Annotated in this window: 16 protein-coding genes and 1 tRNA gene; 15 read left to right on the forward strand and 2 right to left on the reverse strand. The window is 62.1% G+C overall.

Annotated elements, in window-relative coordinates; genetic code table 11:
- Window position 1: 1 nt before the first annotated feature.
- The gene (locus OKW45_RS18670; protein WP_018421160.1) at window positions 2–1,675 is read right to left on the reverse strand and encodes an electron transfer flavoprotein-ubiquinone oxidoreductase; all 1,674 of its coding nucleotides are present in this window, start codon (window positions 1,673–1,675) and stop codon (window positions 2–4) included.
- A 187-nt stretch (window positions 1,676–1,862) separates the two neighbouring features.
- Between OKW45_RS18670 and OKW45_RS18675 the strand changes: the two genes are divergently transcribed.
- Window positions 1,863–2,639 (forward strand): SDR family oxidoreductase, encoded by a 777-nt coding sequence (locus OKW45_RS18675; protein ID WP_018421159.1) that lies wholly within the window; start codon window positions 1,863–1,865, stop codon window positions 2,637–2,639.
- Between the two features lie 56 nt (window positions 2,640–2,695).
- Window positions 2,696–3,127 carry a thioesterase family protein gene (locus OKW45_RS18680; protein ID WP_018421158.1) on the forward strand — a complete coding sequence of 144 codons (432 nt, stop codon included), beginning with the start codon at window positions 2,696–2,698 and terminating at the stop codon, window positions 3,125–3,127.
- 44 nt (window positions 3,128–3,171) lie between these two features.
- Here OKW45_RS18680 and OKW45_RS18685 read toward each other — a convergent pair whose 3' ends face one another.
- Window positions 3,172–3,717, reverse strand: coding sequence for a helix-turn-helix transcriptional regulator (locus tag OKW45_RS18685; protein WP_429470386.1), 546 nt, complete (start codon window positions 3,715–3,717; stop codon window positions 3,172–3,174).
- A gap of 219 nt (window positions 3,718–3,936) precedes the next feature.
- Here OKW45_RS18685 and OKW45_RS18690 point away from each other — a divergent pair, with 219 nt between their 5' ends.
- From OKW45_RS18690 to OKW45_RS18750, 13 genes are all read left to right on the forward strand, one after another.
- The gene (locus OKW45_RS18690; protein ID WP_429470388.1) at window positions 3,937–4,641 is read left to right on the forward strand and encodes a CoA transferase subunit A; all 705 of its coding nucleotides are present in this window, start codon (window positions 3,937–3,939) and stop codon (window positions 4,639–4,641) included.
- 2 nt (window positions 4,642–4,643) lie between these two features.
- Entirely contained in the window at window positions 4,644–5,285 is a 642-nt protein-coding gene (locus OKW45_RS18695) for a CoA transferase subunit B (RefSeq protein WP_026225934.1), read from the forward strand.
- Window positions 5,286–5,512: 227 nt separating this feature from the next.
- Window positions 5,513–6,427, forward strand: coding sequence for an alpha/beta fold hydrolase (locus tag OKW45_RS18700; RefSeq protein ID WP_429470390.1), 915 nt, complete (start codon window positions 5,513–5,515; stop codon window positions 6,425–6,427).
- A gap of 85 nt (window positions 6,428–6,512) precedes the next feature.
- Window positions 6,513–6,866, forward strand: coding sequence for a RidA family protein (locus OKW45_RS18705; RefSeq protein ID WP_018421153.1), 354 nt, complete (start codon window positions 6,513–6,515; stop codon window positions 6,864–6,866).
- A 69-nt stretch (window positions 6,867–6,935) separates the two neighbouring features.
- A complete protein-coding gene (locus tag OKW45_RS18710; RefSeq protein WP_429470392.1) occupies window positions 6,936–9,182 on the forward strand; it encodes a RelA/SpoT family protein in 2,247 nt (748 codons plus the stop codon).
- A 104-nt stretch (window positions 9,183–9,286) separates the two neighbouring features.
- A tRNA-Val gene (locus OKW45_RS18715) sits at window positions 9,287–9,363 on the forward strand.
- 254 nt (window positions 9,364–9,617) lie between these two features.
- A complete protein-coding gene (gene thrS / locus OKW45_RS18720) occupies window positions 9,618–11,525 on the forward strand; it encodes a threonine--tRNA ligase (protein ID WP_018421151.1) in 1,908 nt (635 codons plus the stop codon).
- A 49-nt stretch (window positions 11,526–11,574) separates the two neighbouring features.
- Complete coding sequence (infC, locus tag OKW45_RS18725; protein WP_075643713.1) at window positions 11,575–12,099, forward strand: translation initiation factor IF-3; 525 nt, start codon at window positions 11,575–11,577, stop codon at window positions 12,097–12,099.
- A 258-nt stretch (window positions 12,100–12,357) separates the two neighbouring features.
- Entirely contained in the window at window positions 12,358–12,555 is a 198-nt protein-coding gene (gene rpmI, locus OKW45_RS18730) for a 50S ribosomal protein L35 (protein ID WP_006052501.1), read from the forward strand.
- Window positions 12,556–12,584: 29 nt separating this feature from the next.
- Entirely contained in the window at window positions 12,585–12,944 is a 360-nt protein-coding gene (gene rplT, locus OKW45_RS18735) for a 50S ribosomal protein L20 (RefSeq protein ID WP_006052502.1), read from the forward strand.
- A 158-nt stretch (window positions 12,945–13,102) separates the two neighbouring features.
- Window positions 13,103–14,116 (forward strand): phenylalanine--tRNA ligase subunit alpha, encoded by a 1,014-nt coding sequence (gene pheS, locus OKW45_RS18740; RefSeq protein WP_429470394.1) that lies wholly within the window; start codon window positions 13,103–13,105, stop codon window positions 14,114–14,116.
- Between the two features lie 160 nt (window positions 14,117–14,276).
- Complete coding sequence (gene pheT / locus OKW45_RS18745; RefSeq protein WP_429470396.1) at window positions 14,277–16,712, forward strand: phenylalanine--tRNA ligase subunit beta; 2,436 nt, start codon at window positions 14,277–14,279, stop codon at window positions 16,710–16,712.
- 69 nt (window positions 16,713–16,781) lie between these two features.
- The gene (locus OKW45_RS18750) at window positions 16,782–17,192 is read left to right on the forward strand and encodes an integration host factor subunit alpha (RefSeq protein WP_026225933.1); all 411 of its coding nucleotides are present in this window, start codon (window positions 16,782–16,784) and stop codon (window positions 17,190–17,192) included.
- Window positions 17,193–17,200: the final 8 nt, after the last annotated feature.

The raw sequence follows: 17,200 nt of genomic DNA on the forward strand, positions 1-17,200 counted from the left end.
ATCACATATTCGGATAGTTCGGACCGCCACCGCCTTCCGGCGTGACCCACACGATATTCTGCGTCGGGTCCTTGATATCGCAGGTCTTGCAGTGCACGCAGTTCTGCGCATTGATGACGAGCCGCTCGCTGCCGTCGTCGTTCTTCACGAACTCGTACACTGCAGCGGGGCAATAACGTGCCTCCGGTCCCGCGTAGGTCTGCCAGTTCACGTTGACCGGCACGGTCGGATCCTTCAGCGTCAGGTGCGCCGGCTGATTTTCCTCGTGATTCGTGTTCGAGATGAACACCGAGGACAGCCGGTCGAACGTCAGCTTGCCGTCCGGCTTCGGATACGTAATCGGCTTGCACTGCGAAGCCGGCTTCAGCATCTCATGATCGGAATGCTGATGGTGCAGCGTCCACGGCACATTGCCGCCGAGCAGCTTCTGCTCGAGACCGACCATCAGCGTGCCGAGGTAGAGACCCTTGCTCATCCACTGCTTGAAGTTACGTGCGCGATACAGCTCGGTGTAGAGCCACGACGTCTTGAACGCTTCCGGGTAGGCGCTCAATTCGTCTGATTGACGGCCTGCCTGGACAGCGTCGAACGCGGCATCGGCGGCGAGCATGCCGGTCTTGATCGCAGCGTGCGAACCCTTGATGCGCGACGCATTCAGGAAGCCCGCGTCGTCGCCGACCAGCGCACCGCCCGGGAACACCAGCTTCGGCAACGACATCAGGCCGCCCGCGGTGATCGCGCGCGCACCGTAGGACACGCGCTTGCCGCCTTCGAGAATCGCGCGGATCGCCGGATGCGTCTTGTAGCGCTGGAATTCCTCGAACGGCGACAGATACGGATTCGAATAGCCGAGGCCGACCACGAAGCCGACCACGACCTGGTTGTTGTCCATGTGGTAGAGGAACGAGCCGCCGTACGTGTCGTTTTCGAGCGGCCAGCCGGCCGTGTGCATCACCAGACCCGGCTTGTGCCTGGCGGGATCGATCTCCCACAGCTCCTTGATACCGATGCCGTACACCTGCGGATCGACGCCGTCGCGCAGCTTGAACTTCTCGTTCAGCTGGCGGCCGAGGTGGCCGCGGGCGCCTTCGCAGAACAGCGTGTACTTCGCGTGCAGTTCCATGCCGAGCTGGAAGTTCTCGGTCGGCTCGCCGTCCTTGCCGATGCCGAGGTTGCCCGTCGCGACGCCCTTGACCGAGCCGTCGTCGTTGTACAGCACTTCAGCCGCCGAAAAGCCCGGGAAAATCTCGACGCCGAGCGCCTCGGCCTGCTGACCCAGCCAGCGCGTCACGTTCGCGAGGCTGATCACGTAGTTGCCGTGATTCTTGAAATTGTCCGGTAACGCCCAGTTCGGCACGCTCTTCGCGCCCGTCTCCGACAGGAACAGGAAGCGGTCTTCGGTCACGTCGACCGTCAGCGGCGCGCCTTTCTCCTTCCAGTCCGGGATCAATTCGGTCAGCGCGCGCGGATCCATCACCGCGCCCGACAGAATATGCGCCCCGATCTCAGAGCCTTTTTCGAGTACGCATACGCCAATGTCAGCGCCTTGTTCGGCGGCGCGCTGCTTCAGGCGAATGGCCGCCGACAGGCCCGCAGGGCCGCCGCCGACGATGACGACGTCATACTCCATCGACTCGCGCGGGCCGTACTGCTCAATGAGACTTGCGGGGGTCATTGATGCTCCTCTTACCGTTAGAATGCTTTTTTCGGGTTCGTATTGTGGGCGATCGATCCCCGCGCCGCAACCTGAAAAGCCACAGATTAGCACGAGCGTACTATTTCATGATACGGTAAAGACCCTTAGTCGGATCCTACCGAACCCGTCAACCGCAGTTGTCACCACAACCGAACAAGGAAAGACAATGGGCCGTTCGATCAATCTGGAAGGCAAGGTCGCGCTGATTACGGGCGCCTCGAGCGGGCTGGGCAAGCGCTTCGCGCAGGTGCTGTCGCAGGCGGGCGCGAAGGTCGTGCTGGCGAGCCGACGTACCGAGCGGCTCAAGGAGCTGCGCGCGGAAATCGAGGCGTCCGGCGGCGCCGCGCACGTCGTGTCGCTCGACGTGACCGACTATCAGAGCATCAAGTCGGCGGTCGCGCACGCGGAGACCGAGGCCGGCACCATCGATATCCTCGTCAACAACTCGGGCGTGTCGACCACGCAGAAGCTGTCCGAGGTCACGCCGGCGGACTTCGAATACGTGTTCGACACGAATACGCGCGGCGCGTTTTTCGTGGCGCAGGAAGTCGCCAAGCGCATGATCATGCGCGGCAACAACGCGCAGAAGCCGTCGTACCGGATCATCAACATCGCGTCGATGGCGGGCTTGCGCGTGCTGCCGCAAATCGGCCTGTATTCGATGAGCAAGGCCGCGGTGGTCCACATGACGAAGGCGATGGCGCTCGAGTGGGGCAAGCACGGCATCAATGTGAACGCGATCTGCCCCGGGTATATCGACACCGAGATCAACCATCACCACTGGTCGACCGATCAGGGGCAGAAACTCGTGGCGATGCTGCCGCGTCATCGGGTCGGCAAGCCGGAGGATCTCGACGGGCTGCTCCTGCTGCTCGCGGCGGATGAATCGCAGTTCATCAACGGCTCGGTGATCGTCGCCGACGACGGCTTCGGACTCGCGTGAGCGGGTCGTCCAAAGTTTCAAAAGTCAGGCAGAAAAAGGAAGAACGGAAGTACAGAATGAGCGATTTTCACGCAGTTTTCGAAATGACGATGCCGATCCGCTGGGGCGACATGGACGCCTTCGGTCACGTCAACAACACGGTTTATTTCCGCTACATGGAGCAGGTGCGGATTTCCTGGTTCGAGCACATGGACTTTGTCGGCCAGCGCGCGGACGGGCAGGGGCCGGTGATCGTCAATGCGTCGATGGAGTTTCTGAAGCAGCTGCACTATCCGGGCGACGTGATCGGCCGGATGTCGGTGGCGACACCGGGGCGCAGCAGCTTCGATACGGCTTTCGAGCTCCTGCGCGCCGATGAGCCGGATACGCTCTATGCGCGAGGCGCCGCGCGATGCGTGTGGATCGACTACGCGGCGGGCAAGTCGGTGCCGGTGCCTGACGTACTGCGCGCGGCCATCGAGAGCGCGGCGCTCGTCAAGGTGGCCTGAGCGCGCGGCTTGACAGCGCTGTCGCGCGCTTCAAACGCCCTCTCTCAATCCCCGAGCAGCCGCTGCAACAGCTCGGTCGCATTGCCCGTATCGTATTTGCGCATGAGCCGCGCGCGGTAGACGTCGACCGTTCGCGGGCTGATGTCGAGCACGCGGCCGATCTGCTTGCTGGTCTTGCCCGTCACCAGTTGCGCGGCGATTTCGCGCTCGCGTGGCGTCAGTTCCACCGCGACCCGCCGGGTTGCGCTCAAATCCTCGAAGGTCCAGACACCCGCCGCGTGCGGGTCGGTGCGCTGCTGCGCGCGGCCCGTCACGTGACACCAGAACAGCTCGCCGTTCGCGCGCTTCATGATCCGGTCGTCCGCATAGCTGCCTTGCGCGGTCATGATCGGCGGAATGCGCGCGCCGATCCGCTCGAACTCATCCGCCGATGGATACAACACCTGGAACGACTGACCGATCAGCACGTCGCGCGCGTAGCCGAATATCGACGCTAGCTCGTCGTTGCAGTCTTCGATGGTCCGCTCGCGGGACAGCACGAGTCCGATCGGCGCGAGGTGAAACGCAGTGCGGTAATCCAGGGCGGGCATGGGCGGGAGGCAAGTACTTATGTATTTTTGCGTATTGTGCCGCATGGCGGGCCCAGCGTACTCTTTCGGGCAGATGACAACGCGGCTCAAGCCGCGGATGACTAGAATGACGTAGCGGTATCGTGAGGCGACGTGAAGTTCGCCCGTTGCGATATCAGCCGCAATGATCCGGCGCACTACGTACACGTTTCGGGTTTCCATAGAGGAAGGGACATACAGATGAACAAGGTCTATCCAGGCGCCGCCGAGGCGCTGAAGGACATCGTCAAGGACGGGCAGACGTTCGCCGTCGGCGGCTTCGGGCTGTGCGGCATTCCTGAGGCGCTGATCGCTGCGCTGCGCGATTCGAAGGTGCAGGGCATCACCTGCATCAGCAACAACGCGGGCGTCGACGGTTTCGGCCTCGGCCTGCTGCTCGAGACGCGTCAGATCAAGAAGATGATCTCGTCGTACGTCGGCGAAAACAAGGAGTTCGAGCGCCAGTACCTGGCCGGCGAACTCGAGCTCGAATTCACGCCGCAAGGCACGCTCGCCGAGAAGCTGCGCGCGGGCGGCTCGGGCATCCCGGCGTTTTTCACGAACACCGGCTTCGGCACGCAGATCGCCGAGGGCAAGGAAACCCGCCAGTTCGGCGAGAACCACTACGTGCTCGAACATTCGCTGACCGCCGATGTCGCGCTCGTCAAGGCATGGAAGGCCGACAAGGCCGGCAACCTGATCTATCGCCGCACCGCTCGCAACTTCAATCCGATGTGCGCGATGGCGGGCCGCATCACCGTCGCGGAAGTCGAAGAGATCGTCGAAGTGGGCGAGCTCGATCCGGACGCGATCCACACGCCCGGCATCTTCGTGCAGCGCATCGTGCTGAATGCGCATCCGGAAAAACGCATCGAACAACGCGTCATCCGCGCGAAAGGAGACTGATCATGGCATGGACTCGTGACGAAATGGCCGCGCGCGCGGCGAAGGAACTGCAGGACGGCTTTTACGTGAACCTCGGCATCGGCTTGCCGACGCTGGTCGCAAACCACGTGCCGGCGGGCGCGGAAGTGTGGCTGCAGTCGGAGAACGGTCTGCTCGGTATCGGCCCGTCGCCGACCGAAGACGAAGTCGACGCCGACTTGATCAACGCCGGCAAGCAAACGGTGACGACGCTGCCCGGTTCGTCGATTTTCTCTTCGGCGGATTCGTTCGCGATGATTCGCGGCGGCCACATCAATCTCGCGATTCTCGGTGCGATGCAGATCAGCAGGAAGGGCGATCTCGCGAACTGGATGATCCCGGGCAAGATGATCAAAGGCATGGGCGGCGCGATGGACCTGGTCGCGGGCGTCAAGCGAGTGGTCGTGCTGATGGAGCATGTCGCGAAGGGCGACCAGCACAAGATCCTCGAAGAATGCACGCTCCCGCTGACCGGTGTGGGTGTGGTCGACGAGATCATCACCGATCTCGGCGTGATCGAAGTGACCGAAAACGGCTTGAAAGTGACCGAACTCGCGCCGGGTGTGAGCGTCGACGAAATCAAGGCGAAAACCGGCGCGCCGCTCGATGTGAGCGCGGTGAGCTGACGCGGGTTGAAGCGCCGCTGCGCGCGTCGACGCGACCGCGCGGCGGCAAGGGTGTTTTCCGAACGGGCGAGACGTGAGTCTTGCCCGTTCTGTTTTTGGCGCGCGGCGGCTGATGCGCCGGACGGTTGGACCGACCTTCCTAAGCCTTCTGGCCGATGCTTGCCGCGCGACGAAGCGGTTTACAATCGTTCGCAGCGCAATCCGCAGCGTCTTTGCAAGGACACCAGATGACCGCAACGACTTCCGCTTTCACCACCGGGCGGCCCGCGCCGCGTCAACGTTACGTGCGGTGCGCGAGCGCTGCCGGCCTGCATCGCGTCGCCTATACCGAGTGGGGCGATCCGGACAATCCGCGGGTGTTGCTGTGCGTGCACGGACTCACGCGATCGGGACGCGATTTCGACCGCCTCGCCGCCAACTTCGCGGACGCCTATCGCGTCGTGTGCCCGGACGTGGTTGGCCGGGGCTTGTCGTCGTGGCTCGCGAACCCCAACTTATACGCGGTGCCGCAGTACGTCGCCGACATGGTCACGCTGATCGCGCGGCTAGACGTCGACACCGTCGACTGGTTCGGCACCTCGATGGGCGGCCTGATCGGCATGGGGCTCGCCGGCCTGCCGGACACGCCGATTCGCAAGCTGCTGCTGAACGACGTCGGGCCGCATCTGGAGCCGGTCGCGGTCAAGCGCATCGGCGATTACCTTGGCAAGCCCGCGCGCTTCGAAACGCTGCAGCAGGGCGTTGACTATGCCGCGCAGCTCGCGGAGAGCTTCGGACCGCTGACTCCGGACGAATGGCGCGAAATCAATACGCCGTTGCTGCGCGAACAGGACGGCGCATGGGTGCTGCGCTATGACCCGCGCATCGCGCAGCCGTTCGCGGCGGTCACCGAGGAAGCGGCGAAGCTCGGCGAGGCGGCGCTGTGGCATTCGCTCGCGTCGTTCCAGGGGCCGGTGCTGGTGGTGCGCGGCGAGCAGTCGGATTTGCTGTCGCGGGAAACGGTCGCGAAGATGGTGTCGACCGGGCGTGCCGCATCGAGCGTGGAGATCGCCGGCGTCGGGCATGCGCCGGCCTTCCTGGCGGCGGACCAGATCGCGCTCGCGAGGGAGTTCTTCATCGGTCAGGCCACGAACGCGTCATAATATTGAGTTTCGCATGACGTTTTCGTTTTCATCGGCAGTGTCGTGCGGGACGTAGTTCGATTAACCCCTCAGCTCAGGACTTTTCATGGCAGTCATTCGTTATCACGTCGGCAAGCGTCTCTCGGAAATGGCCGTGCACAACGGCACCGTGTACCTCGCGGGTCAGATCGCCGAAGACGACGGTCAGGACATCGCCGGCCAGACGCGCGAAGTGCTCGGTCACATCGACCGTCTGCTCGCCGAAGCGAACAGCGACAAGTCGCTGTTGCTGTCGGTGCAGATCTATATTTCGGACATGGCGCATTTCGCCGGCATGAACGCCGTGTGGGACGAGTGGGTCGCGCAGGGCGACACGCCGCCGCGCGCGACCGTCGAGGCAAAGCTCGCGAATCCGAAGTGCCTCGTCGAAATCGTCGTGATCGCGGCGCAGCGCAACTGAGTCGCGGCCGTCCGGCAGCACCGTGGTTGATTTTCCGTTGAATCGTCTGGCCCGGCGGGCCGTCGCACCATGAACACCGATACCGTTCCGAGCGCGCCTCATCATCCCCATCGTTCCTTCGACGAAGCGATGGCGTTCGTGCGCGAACATGCGGGCGAGGTGCGGCTGTCGTCGGGCGAATCGCTCGCGGATCACGCGGCGGGCACCGCGTCGATCATGCGCAAGCTCAACGTCGATCCGCCGGCGGTGCTGGCCGCTGCGCTGTTTGCGCTGACACCGCATCTGCGCGATCCGGAGCGCGTGATCGCCGACGACTTCGGCGAAGAAGTCGCCCAACTGGTCGGCGACGTACGCAAGCTCCTGCGGCTCGGCACGGTCAGTTTGCGCGCGGCGCAAAACGCGATGCCCGAGGCCGGGCGTGACGCGCAGGCTGCGCGCCGCGTGCAGGTCGAGGCGCTGCGCAAAATGCTGCTCGCGTTCGCGCAGGACATTCGCGTCGTGCTGATCCGCCTCGCGTCGCGGCTGCAAACGCTGCGTTACTACGCGGCCGCGAAGCTCACGCCGTCGCCCGACATCGCACGCGAAACGCTCGATATCTACGCGCCGCTCGCGAACCGCCTCGGTATCTGGCAATTGAAGTGGGAGCTCGAGGACCTCGCGTTCCGTTTCGAGGAGCCGGACACCTACAAGCGCATCGCGAAACTGCTCGACGAGAAGCGCGTCGAGCGCGAGACCTATGTCGCGCAGGCGATCGAACGCCTGCAGCAGGAGCTGGCCGCCGCGCATATCCGCGCGGAAGTGAGCGGTCGGCCGAAGCATATCTACAGCATCTGGCGCAAGATGCGCGGCAAGGAGCTGGACTTCGCCGAGTTGTACGACGTGCGCGCGTTTCGCGTGATCGTGCCGGACATCAAGGACTGCTACACCGTGCTCGGCATCGTGCACAACCTGTGGCAGCCGGTGCCGAAGGAGTTCGACGATTACATCTCCCGGCCGAAGCCGAACGGCTACAAGTCGCTGCACACGGTCGTGATCGGTGACGACGGCCGCGCGTTCGAAGTGCAGATCCGGACGCGGGAAATGCATCGCTTCGCCGAATACGGGGTGGCCGCGCACTGGCGCTACAAGGAAGCGGGCGCGCGCGGCTATGGCGGCACGTTCACCGCGAGCGAGAAATACGACGAGAAGATCGCCTGGCTGCGGCAATTGCTTGCGTGGAAGGACGAGGTCTCCGAGGGCGAGCATGCCGAAGCGGGCTCGGCGCAGCCGTGGGAGCAGTTGCGCCGGGCCACGCTCGACGACGATCACATCTACGTGCTGACGCCGCAGGCACGCGTGATTCCGTTGCCGCACGGCGCGACGCCGATCGACTTCGCGTATCACCTGCACAGCGAGCTGGGGCATCGCTGCCGCGGCGCGCGCGTCGACGGCGCGATGGTGCCGCTCAACACGCCGCTGCAGAACGGCCAGACGGTCGAGATCGTGGCGGTAAAGGAGGGCGGTCCGTCGCGCGACTGGCTTAATTCGCAGCTTGGCTATCTGCAAAGCCCGCGCGCGCGGCAGAAGGTGCGCGCGTGGTTCAACGCAGTGGAGTTACAAGAGCACATCGCGAACGGTCGCGCGATGGTTGAAAAAACCCTGCAGCGCGAAGGCAAGACCTCGGTCAATCTCGATCAGCTGGCCGCACGGCTCGGTTTCAAGACCACCGACGACCTGTTTTCCGTAGTCGGTAAGGAGGAGTTCAGCCTGCGGCTCGTCGAGCAGGCGCTGCAGGATGCGCCGCCGCCCGAGCCCGAGGTCGATGCACCGGAGAAATTCGAGAAACGCAGCAGCGGCGCGAGTGTCGCGCGCGGCGCGTCCACGGGCGTGCTGGTGGTCGGCGTCGATGCATTGCTTACCCAGCTCGCGCGCTGCTGCCGGCCCGCGCCGCCCGACGACATCTGCGGCTTTGTCACGCGCGGCAAGGGCATGTCAGTTCACCGCAGCGACTGCGCGATGTTCCGCCGCATGGCAGAGCGCACGCCGGAGCGCGTGTTGCAGACCGCATGGTCGGCGGACGTGATGAGCGGCCGCGGCCAGTCCGTCTACCCGGTTGACCTCAGCATCGAGGCGACGGACCGGCAAGGTCTGCTGCGCGATATCTCCGAAGTATTCGCGCGGGAAAAGATGAACGTGATCGGCGTAAAGACGCAATCGCGCGGCAATGCCGCGTTCATGCAATTTACCGTCGAGGTGTCGAGCTCCGCGCAGATTCAGCGCGCGTGCACGCTGCTGGGCGAGATCACGGGTGTCGTGCGGGCGACGCGCAAGAACTGAGGCGCGGGCGGTTGGAAAAGACCCGCTAGTGGCGCGACGAATTAAAGTCGCTGCATAAAAGCACTTGCCAAGCTGCGCTATACTCCATATACTCTCGTTTCTTCAGGCTCGTAGCTCAGCTGGTTAGAGCACCACCTTGACATGGTGGGGGTCGTTGGTTCGAGTCCAATCGAGCCTACCAACGAAAATGAAATTCCGGCCTCGCCGGGGTTTCGCAAGCTGCAGTAAGCGCTTTGAGCGCAAAAAGGCGAATACGGTTATGACACCGCGAACGTTGACCGAAACCACTTCGGAGCGACGCTAGTCGAGGACCACTTTCGCCAGTGAAGTTTGCATAAAATGTGAATGCGGCCCCTCGAAAGCGGGGCCGCATTTTTTTTATCTTTTTGACCCTGGTTGTATGTGCCGCCGCCGGTCGGCACCACGGAGAACGCAATGGTTTCGATACGTTTGCCTGACGGTTCTGTTCGACAGTACGAGCATCCGGTGACCGTCGCCGAAGTGGCCGCCTCGATCGGGCCGGGTCTCTCGAAGGCCGCGCTCGGCGGCAAGATCGACGGGGAGTTGGTCGATACGTCCGCGCTGATCGATCACGACGTGGCGCTCGCCATCGTCACGGAAAAGGACGCAGACGGTCTCGATATCATCCGCCACTCGACGGCGCACCTGCTCGCGTACGCGGTGAAGGATCTGTACCCGGAAGCGCAGGTCACGATCGGCCCAGTCATCGACAACGGCTTCTATTACGACTTCTCCTATAACCGTCCTTTCACGCCGGAAGATCTCGAAAAGATCGAAAAGCGCATGCAAGAACTCTCGAAGAGGGACGAGCCGGTGTCGCGTCGCGTGGTGTCCCGCGACGAAGCGGTCGAGTACTTCAAGAGCATCGGTGAAAAGTACAAGGCCGAGATCATCGAATCGATCCCCGCTAGCGACGAAATCAAACTGTACTCGCATGGCGGCTTCACGGACCTGTGCCGCGGCCCCCACGTGCCGTCCACCGGCAAGCTGAAGGTCTTCAAGCTGATGAAAGTCGCGGGCGCGTACTGGCGTGGCGACTCGAAGAACGAGCAACTGCAGCGCATTTACGGCACGGCCTGGACGAAGAAGGAAGATCAGGAAGCGTATCTCCACATGCTCGAAGAAGCCGAGAAGCGCGACCATCGCAAGCTTGGTAAGCAGCTCGACCTGTTCCACATGCAGGACGAGTCGCCGGGCATGGTGTTCTGGCATCCGCGCGGCTGGACGCTGTGGCAGCAAGTCGAGCAGTACATGCGCCGTCGCGTGAACGACGCCGGCTACCTGGAAATCAAGACGCCGTTGATCATGGACCGCTCGCTGTGGGAAGCGTCGGGCCACTGGCAGAACTATCGTGAAAACATGTTCACGACGGAATCGGAAAAGCGCGACTACGCGATCAAGCCGATGAACTGCCCCGGTCACGTGCAAGTGTTCAACCACGGTCTGCGCTCGTATCGCGATCTGCCGCTGCGTTACGCGGAGTTCGGTTCGTGCCATCGCAACGAATCGTCGGGCGCGCTGCATGGACTGATGCGCGTGCGCGGCTTCGTGCAGGACGACGCGCATATTTTTTGTACAGAAGATCAGTTCATCAGTGAATCGATCGCGTTCAACACGCTGGCCATGAGCGTCTACCGCGACTTCGGCTTCGACAACGTCGAGATCAAGCTGTCGCTGCGCCCGGATGCGCGCGCCGGCACCGACGAAACTTGGGAACGCGCGGAGCAGGGACTGCGCGAGGCGCTGACGGCCTGCGGCGTCACGTGGGAAGAGTTGCCCGGCGAGGGTGCATTCTACGGCCCGAAGGTCGAGTATCACATCAAGGACGCGCTCGGCCGCTCGTGGCAGTGCGGTACGCTGCAGCTCGACATGGTGTTGCCGGAACGGCTGGGTGCCGAATACGTCGCCGAAGACAACAGTCGCCGTCGCCCGATCATGCTGCACCGGGCGATCGTCGGATCGATGGAGCGTTTCCTCGGGATTCTGATCGAGCACCATGCTGGTGCAATGCCCGCTTGGCTCGCGCCGATGCAGGTCGTTGTGATGAATATTGCGGAAAGTCAGGCCGAATACGCACACGCGCTAGCCCAATCGTTGCAAAAACAAGGGGTTAGAGTCGAGGCCGATTTGCGCAACGAGAAGATTAGCTATAAAATACGCGAGCACACGCTGGAAAAGGTCCCCTACCTGTTGGTGGTCGGCGACAAGGAGCGTGAAGCGCAAACGGTAGCCGTGCGTGCCCGTGGTGGTGTCGATATGGGTGTAATGCCTGTTGACGCCTTCATTGAGCGTCTGCGCCAGGACGTGCAGTCGTTCAACTGAGCCACTTGGTACCCGGCTCGTTTTTTTTAATTTTTAGAGGAAACGTAACATCGCTACTGATAAGTCTGCGCACCGCATCAACGGTGAAATTACAGCACCCGAGGTGCGACTGGTCGGCGTCGAGAACGAACCGCTCGGCATCGTGAAACTCGCTGATGCGTTCCGCATGTCGGAACAGCAGGACGTAGATCTGGTCGAAATCGCTCCGCAAGCGGTTCCGCCAGTTTGCCGCTTGATGGACTACGGCAAGTTCAAGTACCAGGAAGCGAAGAAGCAACACGAGGCTAAGCTCAAGCAGAAGGTCATCCAGGTCAAGGAAGTCAAATTCCGCCCGGGTACCGACGACGGTGATTACAACGTCAAGCTGCGCAACCTCGTTCGCTTCCTCGAAGACGGCGACAAGACGAAAATCACGCTGCGTTTCCGTGGCCGCGAAATGGCTCACCAGGAAATCGGCATGCGCATGCTCGAACGCCTGCGCACCGACCTCGACGAAGTGGGTCAGGTCGAGCAGATGCCGAAAATGGAAGGGCGCCAGATGATCATGGTGCTCGCTCCGAAGAAAAAGAAATAAGCGCGAAGCAGTTGGCCGGAGCGGCGGCGTGCCATGTGGCGCGCGCTCTGGTGGCGCAAGGTTGTTTGATGCTGTGCTGGGTGTCCGGCTTGGTGTCGGAAGGTTTCGGAACGTCGCGCATGCAAGTGCGCAGTGGTTCCCGAAAAGCGGCCGCTGGCGGTTTCGGCGGTCTGCATACCAAGTGGAATGGGTTTCGAAGGGCGGGAAATGGCCATCTGGCCGATCGCACACCCATGTCCATCTAATAATGGAGTTGTCATGCCGAAGATGAAGACCAAGAAGAGCGCTGCAAAGCGCTTCGTGGTGCGTCCGGGCGGGACCGTCAAGCGCGGTCAGGCCTTCAAGCGTCACATTCTTACCAAGAAGACCACCAAGAACAAACGCCATCTGCGCGGCTCCACGGCAGTTCATGATTCCGATCTGAACTCCGTTCGCGCAATGCTGCCGTTCGCTTAACCCTTAACCGACACTCATAGGAGCGAAACATGCCTCGAGTAAAACGTGGGGTTACCGCACGGGCCCGTCACAAGAAGATCATCAAGCTGGCCAAGGGTTACCGCGGCCGTCGCAATAACGTCTATCGCATCGCCAAGCAGGCGGTCATGCGCGCAGGCCAGTATGCCTACCGCGATCGCCGCAATAAGAAGCGTGTGTTCCGCGCATTGTGGATCACGCGTATCAACGCGGCGGTGCGTCAGCACGACATGACGTACAGCGTGTTCATCAACGGCCTGAAGAAGGCGTCGATCGAACTGGACCGCAAGGTGCTGGCCGACATGGCTGTGTTCGACAAGGCTGCTTTTGCTGCGATCGTTCAGCAGGTGAAAGCCGCCGTTGCAGCCTGATTGCGCTTCTGGCAATTAAAACTGCGTGGTTCGTTGCAGCGAACATCCGGTAGTCTCGGTGACGCTGCAACAAAAACGGGGCTCCTCACCGAGCCCCGTTTTTGTTGGTAGAACCAGTTTTGTTTCGATAGAACACTGACGTTGAAATGATGGGATCAATGGATCTGGACCAGATTGTCGCCGACGCGCAAAAAGCCTTCGCAGAAGCCCCCGACGTCACCACCCTCGAGAACGAGAAAGCACGCTTTCTCGGTAAGGCGGGTGCGCTGACCGAGCTGTTGAAGGGCCTTGGCAAACTCGATCCCGAAGCGCGCAAGACCGAAGGCGCACGGATCAACCTCGTCAAGCAACAGGTTGAAGCCGCGCTGACGGCACATCGTCAGGCGCTCGCCGACGCACTTCTGAACCAGCGTCTCGCTGCTGAAGCGATTGACGTCACGCTGCCCGGCCGCGGCGCCAATGCAGGTAGCCTGCACCCGGTGATGCGCACCTGGGAGCGCGTCGAACAGATTTTTCGTACGATCGGATTCGACGTGGCCGACGGCCCCGAGATCGAAACCGACTGGTACAACTTCACCTCGCTGAACAGCCCGGAAAACCATCCGGCGCGTTCGATGCAGGACACCTTCTACGTCGACGGCAAGGATGCCGACGGCCGCCCGCTGCTGCTGCGCACGCATACGAGCCCGATGCAGGTGCGCTACGCGCGCACCAACACGCCGCCGGTCAAGGTGATCGTGCCGGGCCGCACGTATCGCGTGGATAGCGACGCGACGCATTCGCCGATGTTCAACCAGGTCGAAGGCCTGTGGATTGACGAGAACATCAGCTTCGCGGACCTGAAGGGCGTCTATACCGACTTCCTGAAGAAATTCTTCGAGCGCGACGACATTCTCGTGCGCTTCCGTCCGTCGTATTTCCCGTTCACCGAACCGTCGGCCGAGATCGACATGCAGTTCGAAACGGGCAAGAACGCGGGCAAGTGGCTCGAAATCTCGGGCTCCGGCCAGGTGCATCCGACTGTGATCCGCAACATGGGTCTCGACCCGGAGCGCTACATCGGCTTCGCTTTCGGCAGTGGCCTCGAGCGTCTCACGATGCTGCGTTACGGCGTGCAGGACCTGCGCCTGTTTTTCGAAAACGACCTGCGATTCCTGCGTCAATTCGCGTGACCCGGCGCGCGCGAGCGCGACGAAGCATAAATCGCGGCAGCGCACCTGGTGCGCGCCGCGAGCGTCCCCGGCAGAGTTCGCTGAACCGGCGCAAGACCACCGGGCTTTACGAAGCATCTGCCGGACGTGGACCTAACCTGATCACAACGTACACAGAACCATGCAATTTCCGGAATCCTGGCTCAGAACTTTTGTCGATCCGCAACTGACCACCGACGAGCTGTCGCACGCGTTGACGATGGCGGGTCTCGAAGTCGAAGACCTGCGGACGGCCGCGCCGCCGACCTCGAAGATCGTCGTCGGCCAGGTGCTGGAAGTCGTCAAGCACCCGGATGCGGACAAGCTCAACGTGTGTCAGGTCGACGCTGGCACCGGCGCGACGCTCAACATCGTGTGCGGCGCGCCGAATGTTGCGCCCGGCATCAAGGTGCCGGTCGCGCTGGTCGGCGCGCAACTGCCGCCGGCCGAAGAGGGCGGCGCACCGTTCGCGATCAAGCTGTCGAAGCTGCGCGGCGTGGAAAGCCAGGGCATGCTGTGCTCGGCGCGCGAGCTGAAGCTCTCCGAAGATCACAGCGGTCTGATGATCCTGGCGGAAGACACGCCGATCGGCCAGGACATCCGCGACACGCTCAATCTCGACGACACCGTTTTTGAAATCAAGCTGACGCCGAACAAGGCCGACTGTCTGTCGGTATTCGGCGTCGCGCGAGAAACGTCGGCGATTACCGGAGCGCCGCTGCGTCCGCTCGAAATCAAGCCGGCTCCGGTCGCGCTCAACGAAACGCTGCCCGTGAAAATCTCCGCGCCCGATCTGTGCGGCCGTTTCTCGGGCCGCGTGATCCGCGGCGTCAATGCACGCGCGAAGTCGCCGCAATGGATGATCGAGCGTCTCGAGCGCTCCGGCCAGCGCAGCATTTCCGCGCTCGTCGACATCTCGAACTATGTGATGCTCGAGCTGGGGCGTCCGTCGCACGTATTCGATCTCGACAAGATCCACGGCGGCATGGACGTACGCTGGGGCCGCAAGGGCGAAACGCTGAAGCTGCTGAACGGGAACACGGTCGAGCTCGACGAAACGGTCGGCGTGATCGCCGACGAGCAGCATATCGAAAGCCTCGCAGGCATCATGGGCGGCGACAGCACCGCGGTCACGCTCGACACCACCAACATCTATCTCGAGGCCGCGTTCTGGTGGCCCGACAGCATTCGTGGGCGCTCGCGCAAGTACAACTTCTCGACCGATGCAGGCCATCGCTTCGAGCGCGGCGTCGACTACGCGACGACCGTCGATCATATCGAGCGCATCACGCAGATGATCCTCGACATCTGCGGCGGCGAAGCGGGTCCGGTCGACGATCAGATCGTCAACGTGCCGAAGCGCGCGCCCGTGAAGATGCGCGTTTCGCGCGCGAACCGCATCATCGGCGTCGCGATCGGTGTCGATGAAATCGCGCAGATTTTCACGCGCCTTGGCCTCTCGTTCGAGCGTGACGGCGATACGTTCTCGGTGATGCCGCCGTCATACCGCTTCGATATCGAAATCGAAGAGGACCTGATCGAAGAAATCGCGCGTATCCACGGCTTCGAAAAGATTCCGGCGCGCCCGCCGGTCGCGACCAGCGAAATGCGCGCGACCAACGAGACGCAACGCTCCATCCACGCGATCCGTCATGCGCTCGCCGCGCGCGACTACGCGGAAACGGTGAACTTCAGCTTCGTCGACGCGGAGTGGGAGCAGGACTTCGCAGGTAACAGCAACCCCGTGCGTCTGATCAACCCGATCGCGAGCCAGCTGTCGGTGATGCGCACGACGCTGTTCGGCAGCCTGATTCATGTGTTGCGCACGAATCTGAACCGTCGCGCGGCGGACCGCGTGCGCGTGTTTGAAGCAGGTCGTGTATTCCTGCACGATCCGTCGATCAAGGCCGGCGAGTTGACCGTCGAGGGTTTCGCGCAGCCGAAGATGATCGGCGCGCTCGCCTATGGGCCCGCGCTCGACGAGCAGTGGGGCGCACCGACGCGTGCCGTCGACTTCTTCGACGTGAAGGGTGACCTCGAAGCGCTGGTCGCACCGGCGCTCGCGCGGTTCGTACAGGCCGAGCATCCGGCGCTGCATCCGGGACGCAGCGCGACTATCGAATTGAATGGCCGCGCAGTGGGCTGGATTGGCGAATTGCATCCGCGCTGGATGCAAAAATATGATTTGCCGCATGCGCCGATTCTGTTTGAAATCGAAGCGGAAGCATTAATGCAGCGGGTATTGCCGATTCCGTCGGAAGTTTCAAAATTCCCGCCGGTACGACGTGATATTGCGGTGGTCGTCGATCAGAAAATCGAGGTTCAGGCGCTGCTCGACGAGCTTCAGAAGGCCCAGTCCGAACCGGCCTGCAAGGCTGTCCAGAAGGTTGCACTTTTCGACGAATTTCGTCCAAAATCAAACACTTCCGGTGGTCTGGCCGCGCACGAGAAAAGCCTTGCGTTCCGGGTGACCTTGCAAGATACTGGCGGAACCCTTCAGGATGAAACGGTCGATCTGGCTATTCAAACTCTGGTGGAACGTCTAGCTCGAGTATATGGCGCACGGTTGCGCGGATAACCCGCATTCAACAATTGCACGGCTGTTTCCGCATCCATTGTTTTACGCTTGGCGCGCCATTTGATAGATATGAATGAAATGAACTCGAGTGATTTCGAAGCCCTTCTTACGGCGCAACGCAGCGCCATGATTCGAGATATTCCGACATCATCCGCCGTCGTTTCCAATGAAACGCCGACACTCACCAAGGCGGAACTTGCCGAGTTGCTGTTCGACAATGTCGGGCTCAACAAGCGGGAAGCGAAGGACATGGTCGAGGCGTTCTTCGAGGTGATCCGCGATGCGCTCGAGAGCGGCGACAGCGTGAAGCTGTCGGGCTTCGGCAACTTCCAGTTGCGTGACAAGCCGCAGCGTCCCGGCAGAAATCCGAAGACGGGCGAGGCGATTCCGATTGCGGCACGTCGAGTGGTGACGTTTCATGCAAGTCAAAAGCTGAAGGCGCTCGTCGAAAACGGCGCCGAAGCGAGCTTCGCGCGCTGATTGACTGG

Origin of the sequence: Paraburkholderia lebeckiae, assembly GCF_050436225.1 — a bacterium.
GTDB classification, from domain to species: domain Bacteria; phylum Pseudomonadota; class Gammaproteobacteria; order Burkholderiales; family Burkholderiaceae; genus Paraburkholderia; species Paraburkholderia tuberum.

Bases quoted from the DNA above. Each gene is read 5' to 3' on its own strand.
- OKW45_RS18675 (WP_018421159.1), top strand. From the start codon at position 1,863: ATGGGCCGTTCGATCAATCTGGAAGGCAAGGTCGCGCTGATTACGGGC.
- OKW45_RS18690 (WP_429470388.1), top strand. From the start codon at position 3,937: ATGAACAAGGTCTATCCAGGCGCCGCCGAGGCGCTGAAGGACATCGTC.
- OKW45_RS18750 (WP_026225933.1), top strand. From the start codon at position 16,782: ATGAATGAAATGAACTCGAGTGATTTCGAAGCCCTTCTTACGGCGCAA.
- rplT (WP_006052502.1), top strand. From the start codon at position 12,585: ATGCCTCGAGTAAAACGTGGGGTTACCGCACGGGCCCGTCACAAGAAG.
- OKW45_RS18670 (WP_018421160.1), bottom strand. From the start codon at position 1,675: ATGACCCCCGCAAGTCTCATTGAGCAGTACGGCCCGCGCGAGTCGATG.
- thrS (WP_018421151.1), top strand. From the start codon at position 9,618: ATGGTTTCGATACGTTTGCCTGACGGTTCTGTTCGACAGTACGAGCAT.
- rpmI (WP_006052501.1), top strand. From the start codon at position 12,358: ATGCCGAAGATGAAGACCAAGAAGAGCGCTGCAAAGCGCTTCGTGGTG.
- OKW45_RS18695 (WP_026225934.1), top strand. From the start codon at position 4,644: ATGGCATGGACTCGTGACGAAATGGCCGCGCGCGCGGCGAAGGAACTG.
- pheS (WP_429470394.1), top strand. From the start codon at position 13,103: ATGGATCTGGACCAGATTGTCGCCGACGCGCAAAAAGCCTTCGCAGAA.
- OKW45_RS18705 (WP_018421153.1), top strand. From the start codon at position 6,513: ATGGCAGTCATTCGTTATCACGTCGGCAAGCGTCTCTCGGAAATGGCC.
- pheT (WP_429470396.1), top strand. From the start codon at position 14,277: ATGCAATTTCCGGAATCCTGGCTCAGAACTTTTGTCGATCCGCAACTG.
- OKW45_RS18685 (WP_429470386.1), bottom strand. From the start codon at position 3,717: ATGCCCGCCCTGGATTACCGCACTGCGTTTCACCTCGCGCCGATCGGA.
- OKW45_RS18680 (WP_018421158.1), top strand. From the start codon at position 2,696: ATGAGCGATTTTCACGCAGTTTTCGAAATGACGATGCCGATCCGCTGG.
- OKW45_RS18710 (WP_429470392.1), top strand. From the start codon at position 6,936: ATGAACACCGATACCGTTCCGAGCGCGCCTCATCATCCCCATCGTTCC.
- OKW45_RS18700 (WP_429470390.1), top strand. From the start codon at position 5,513: ATGACCGCAACGACTTCCGCTTTCACCACCGGGCGGCCCGCGCCGCGT.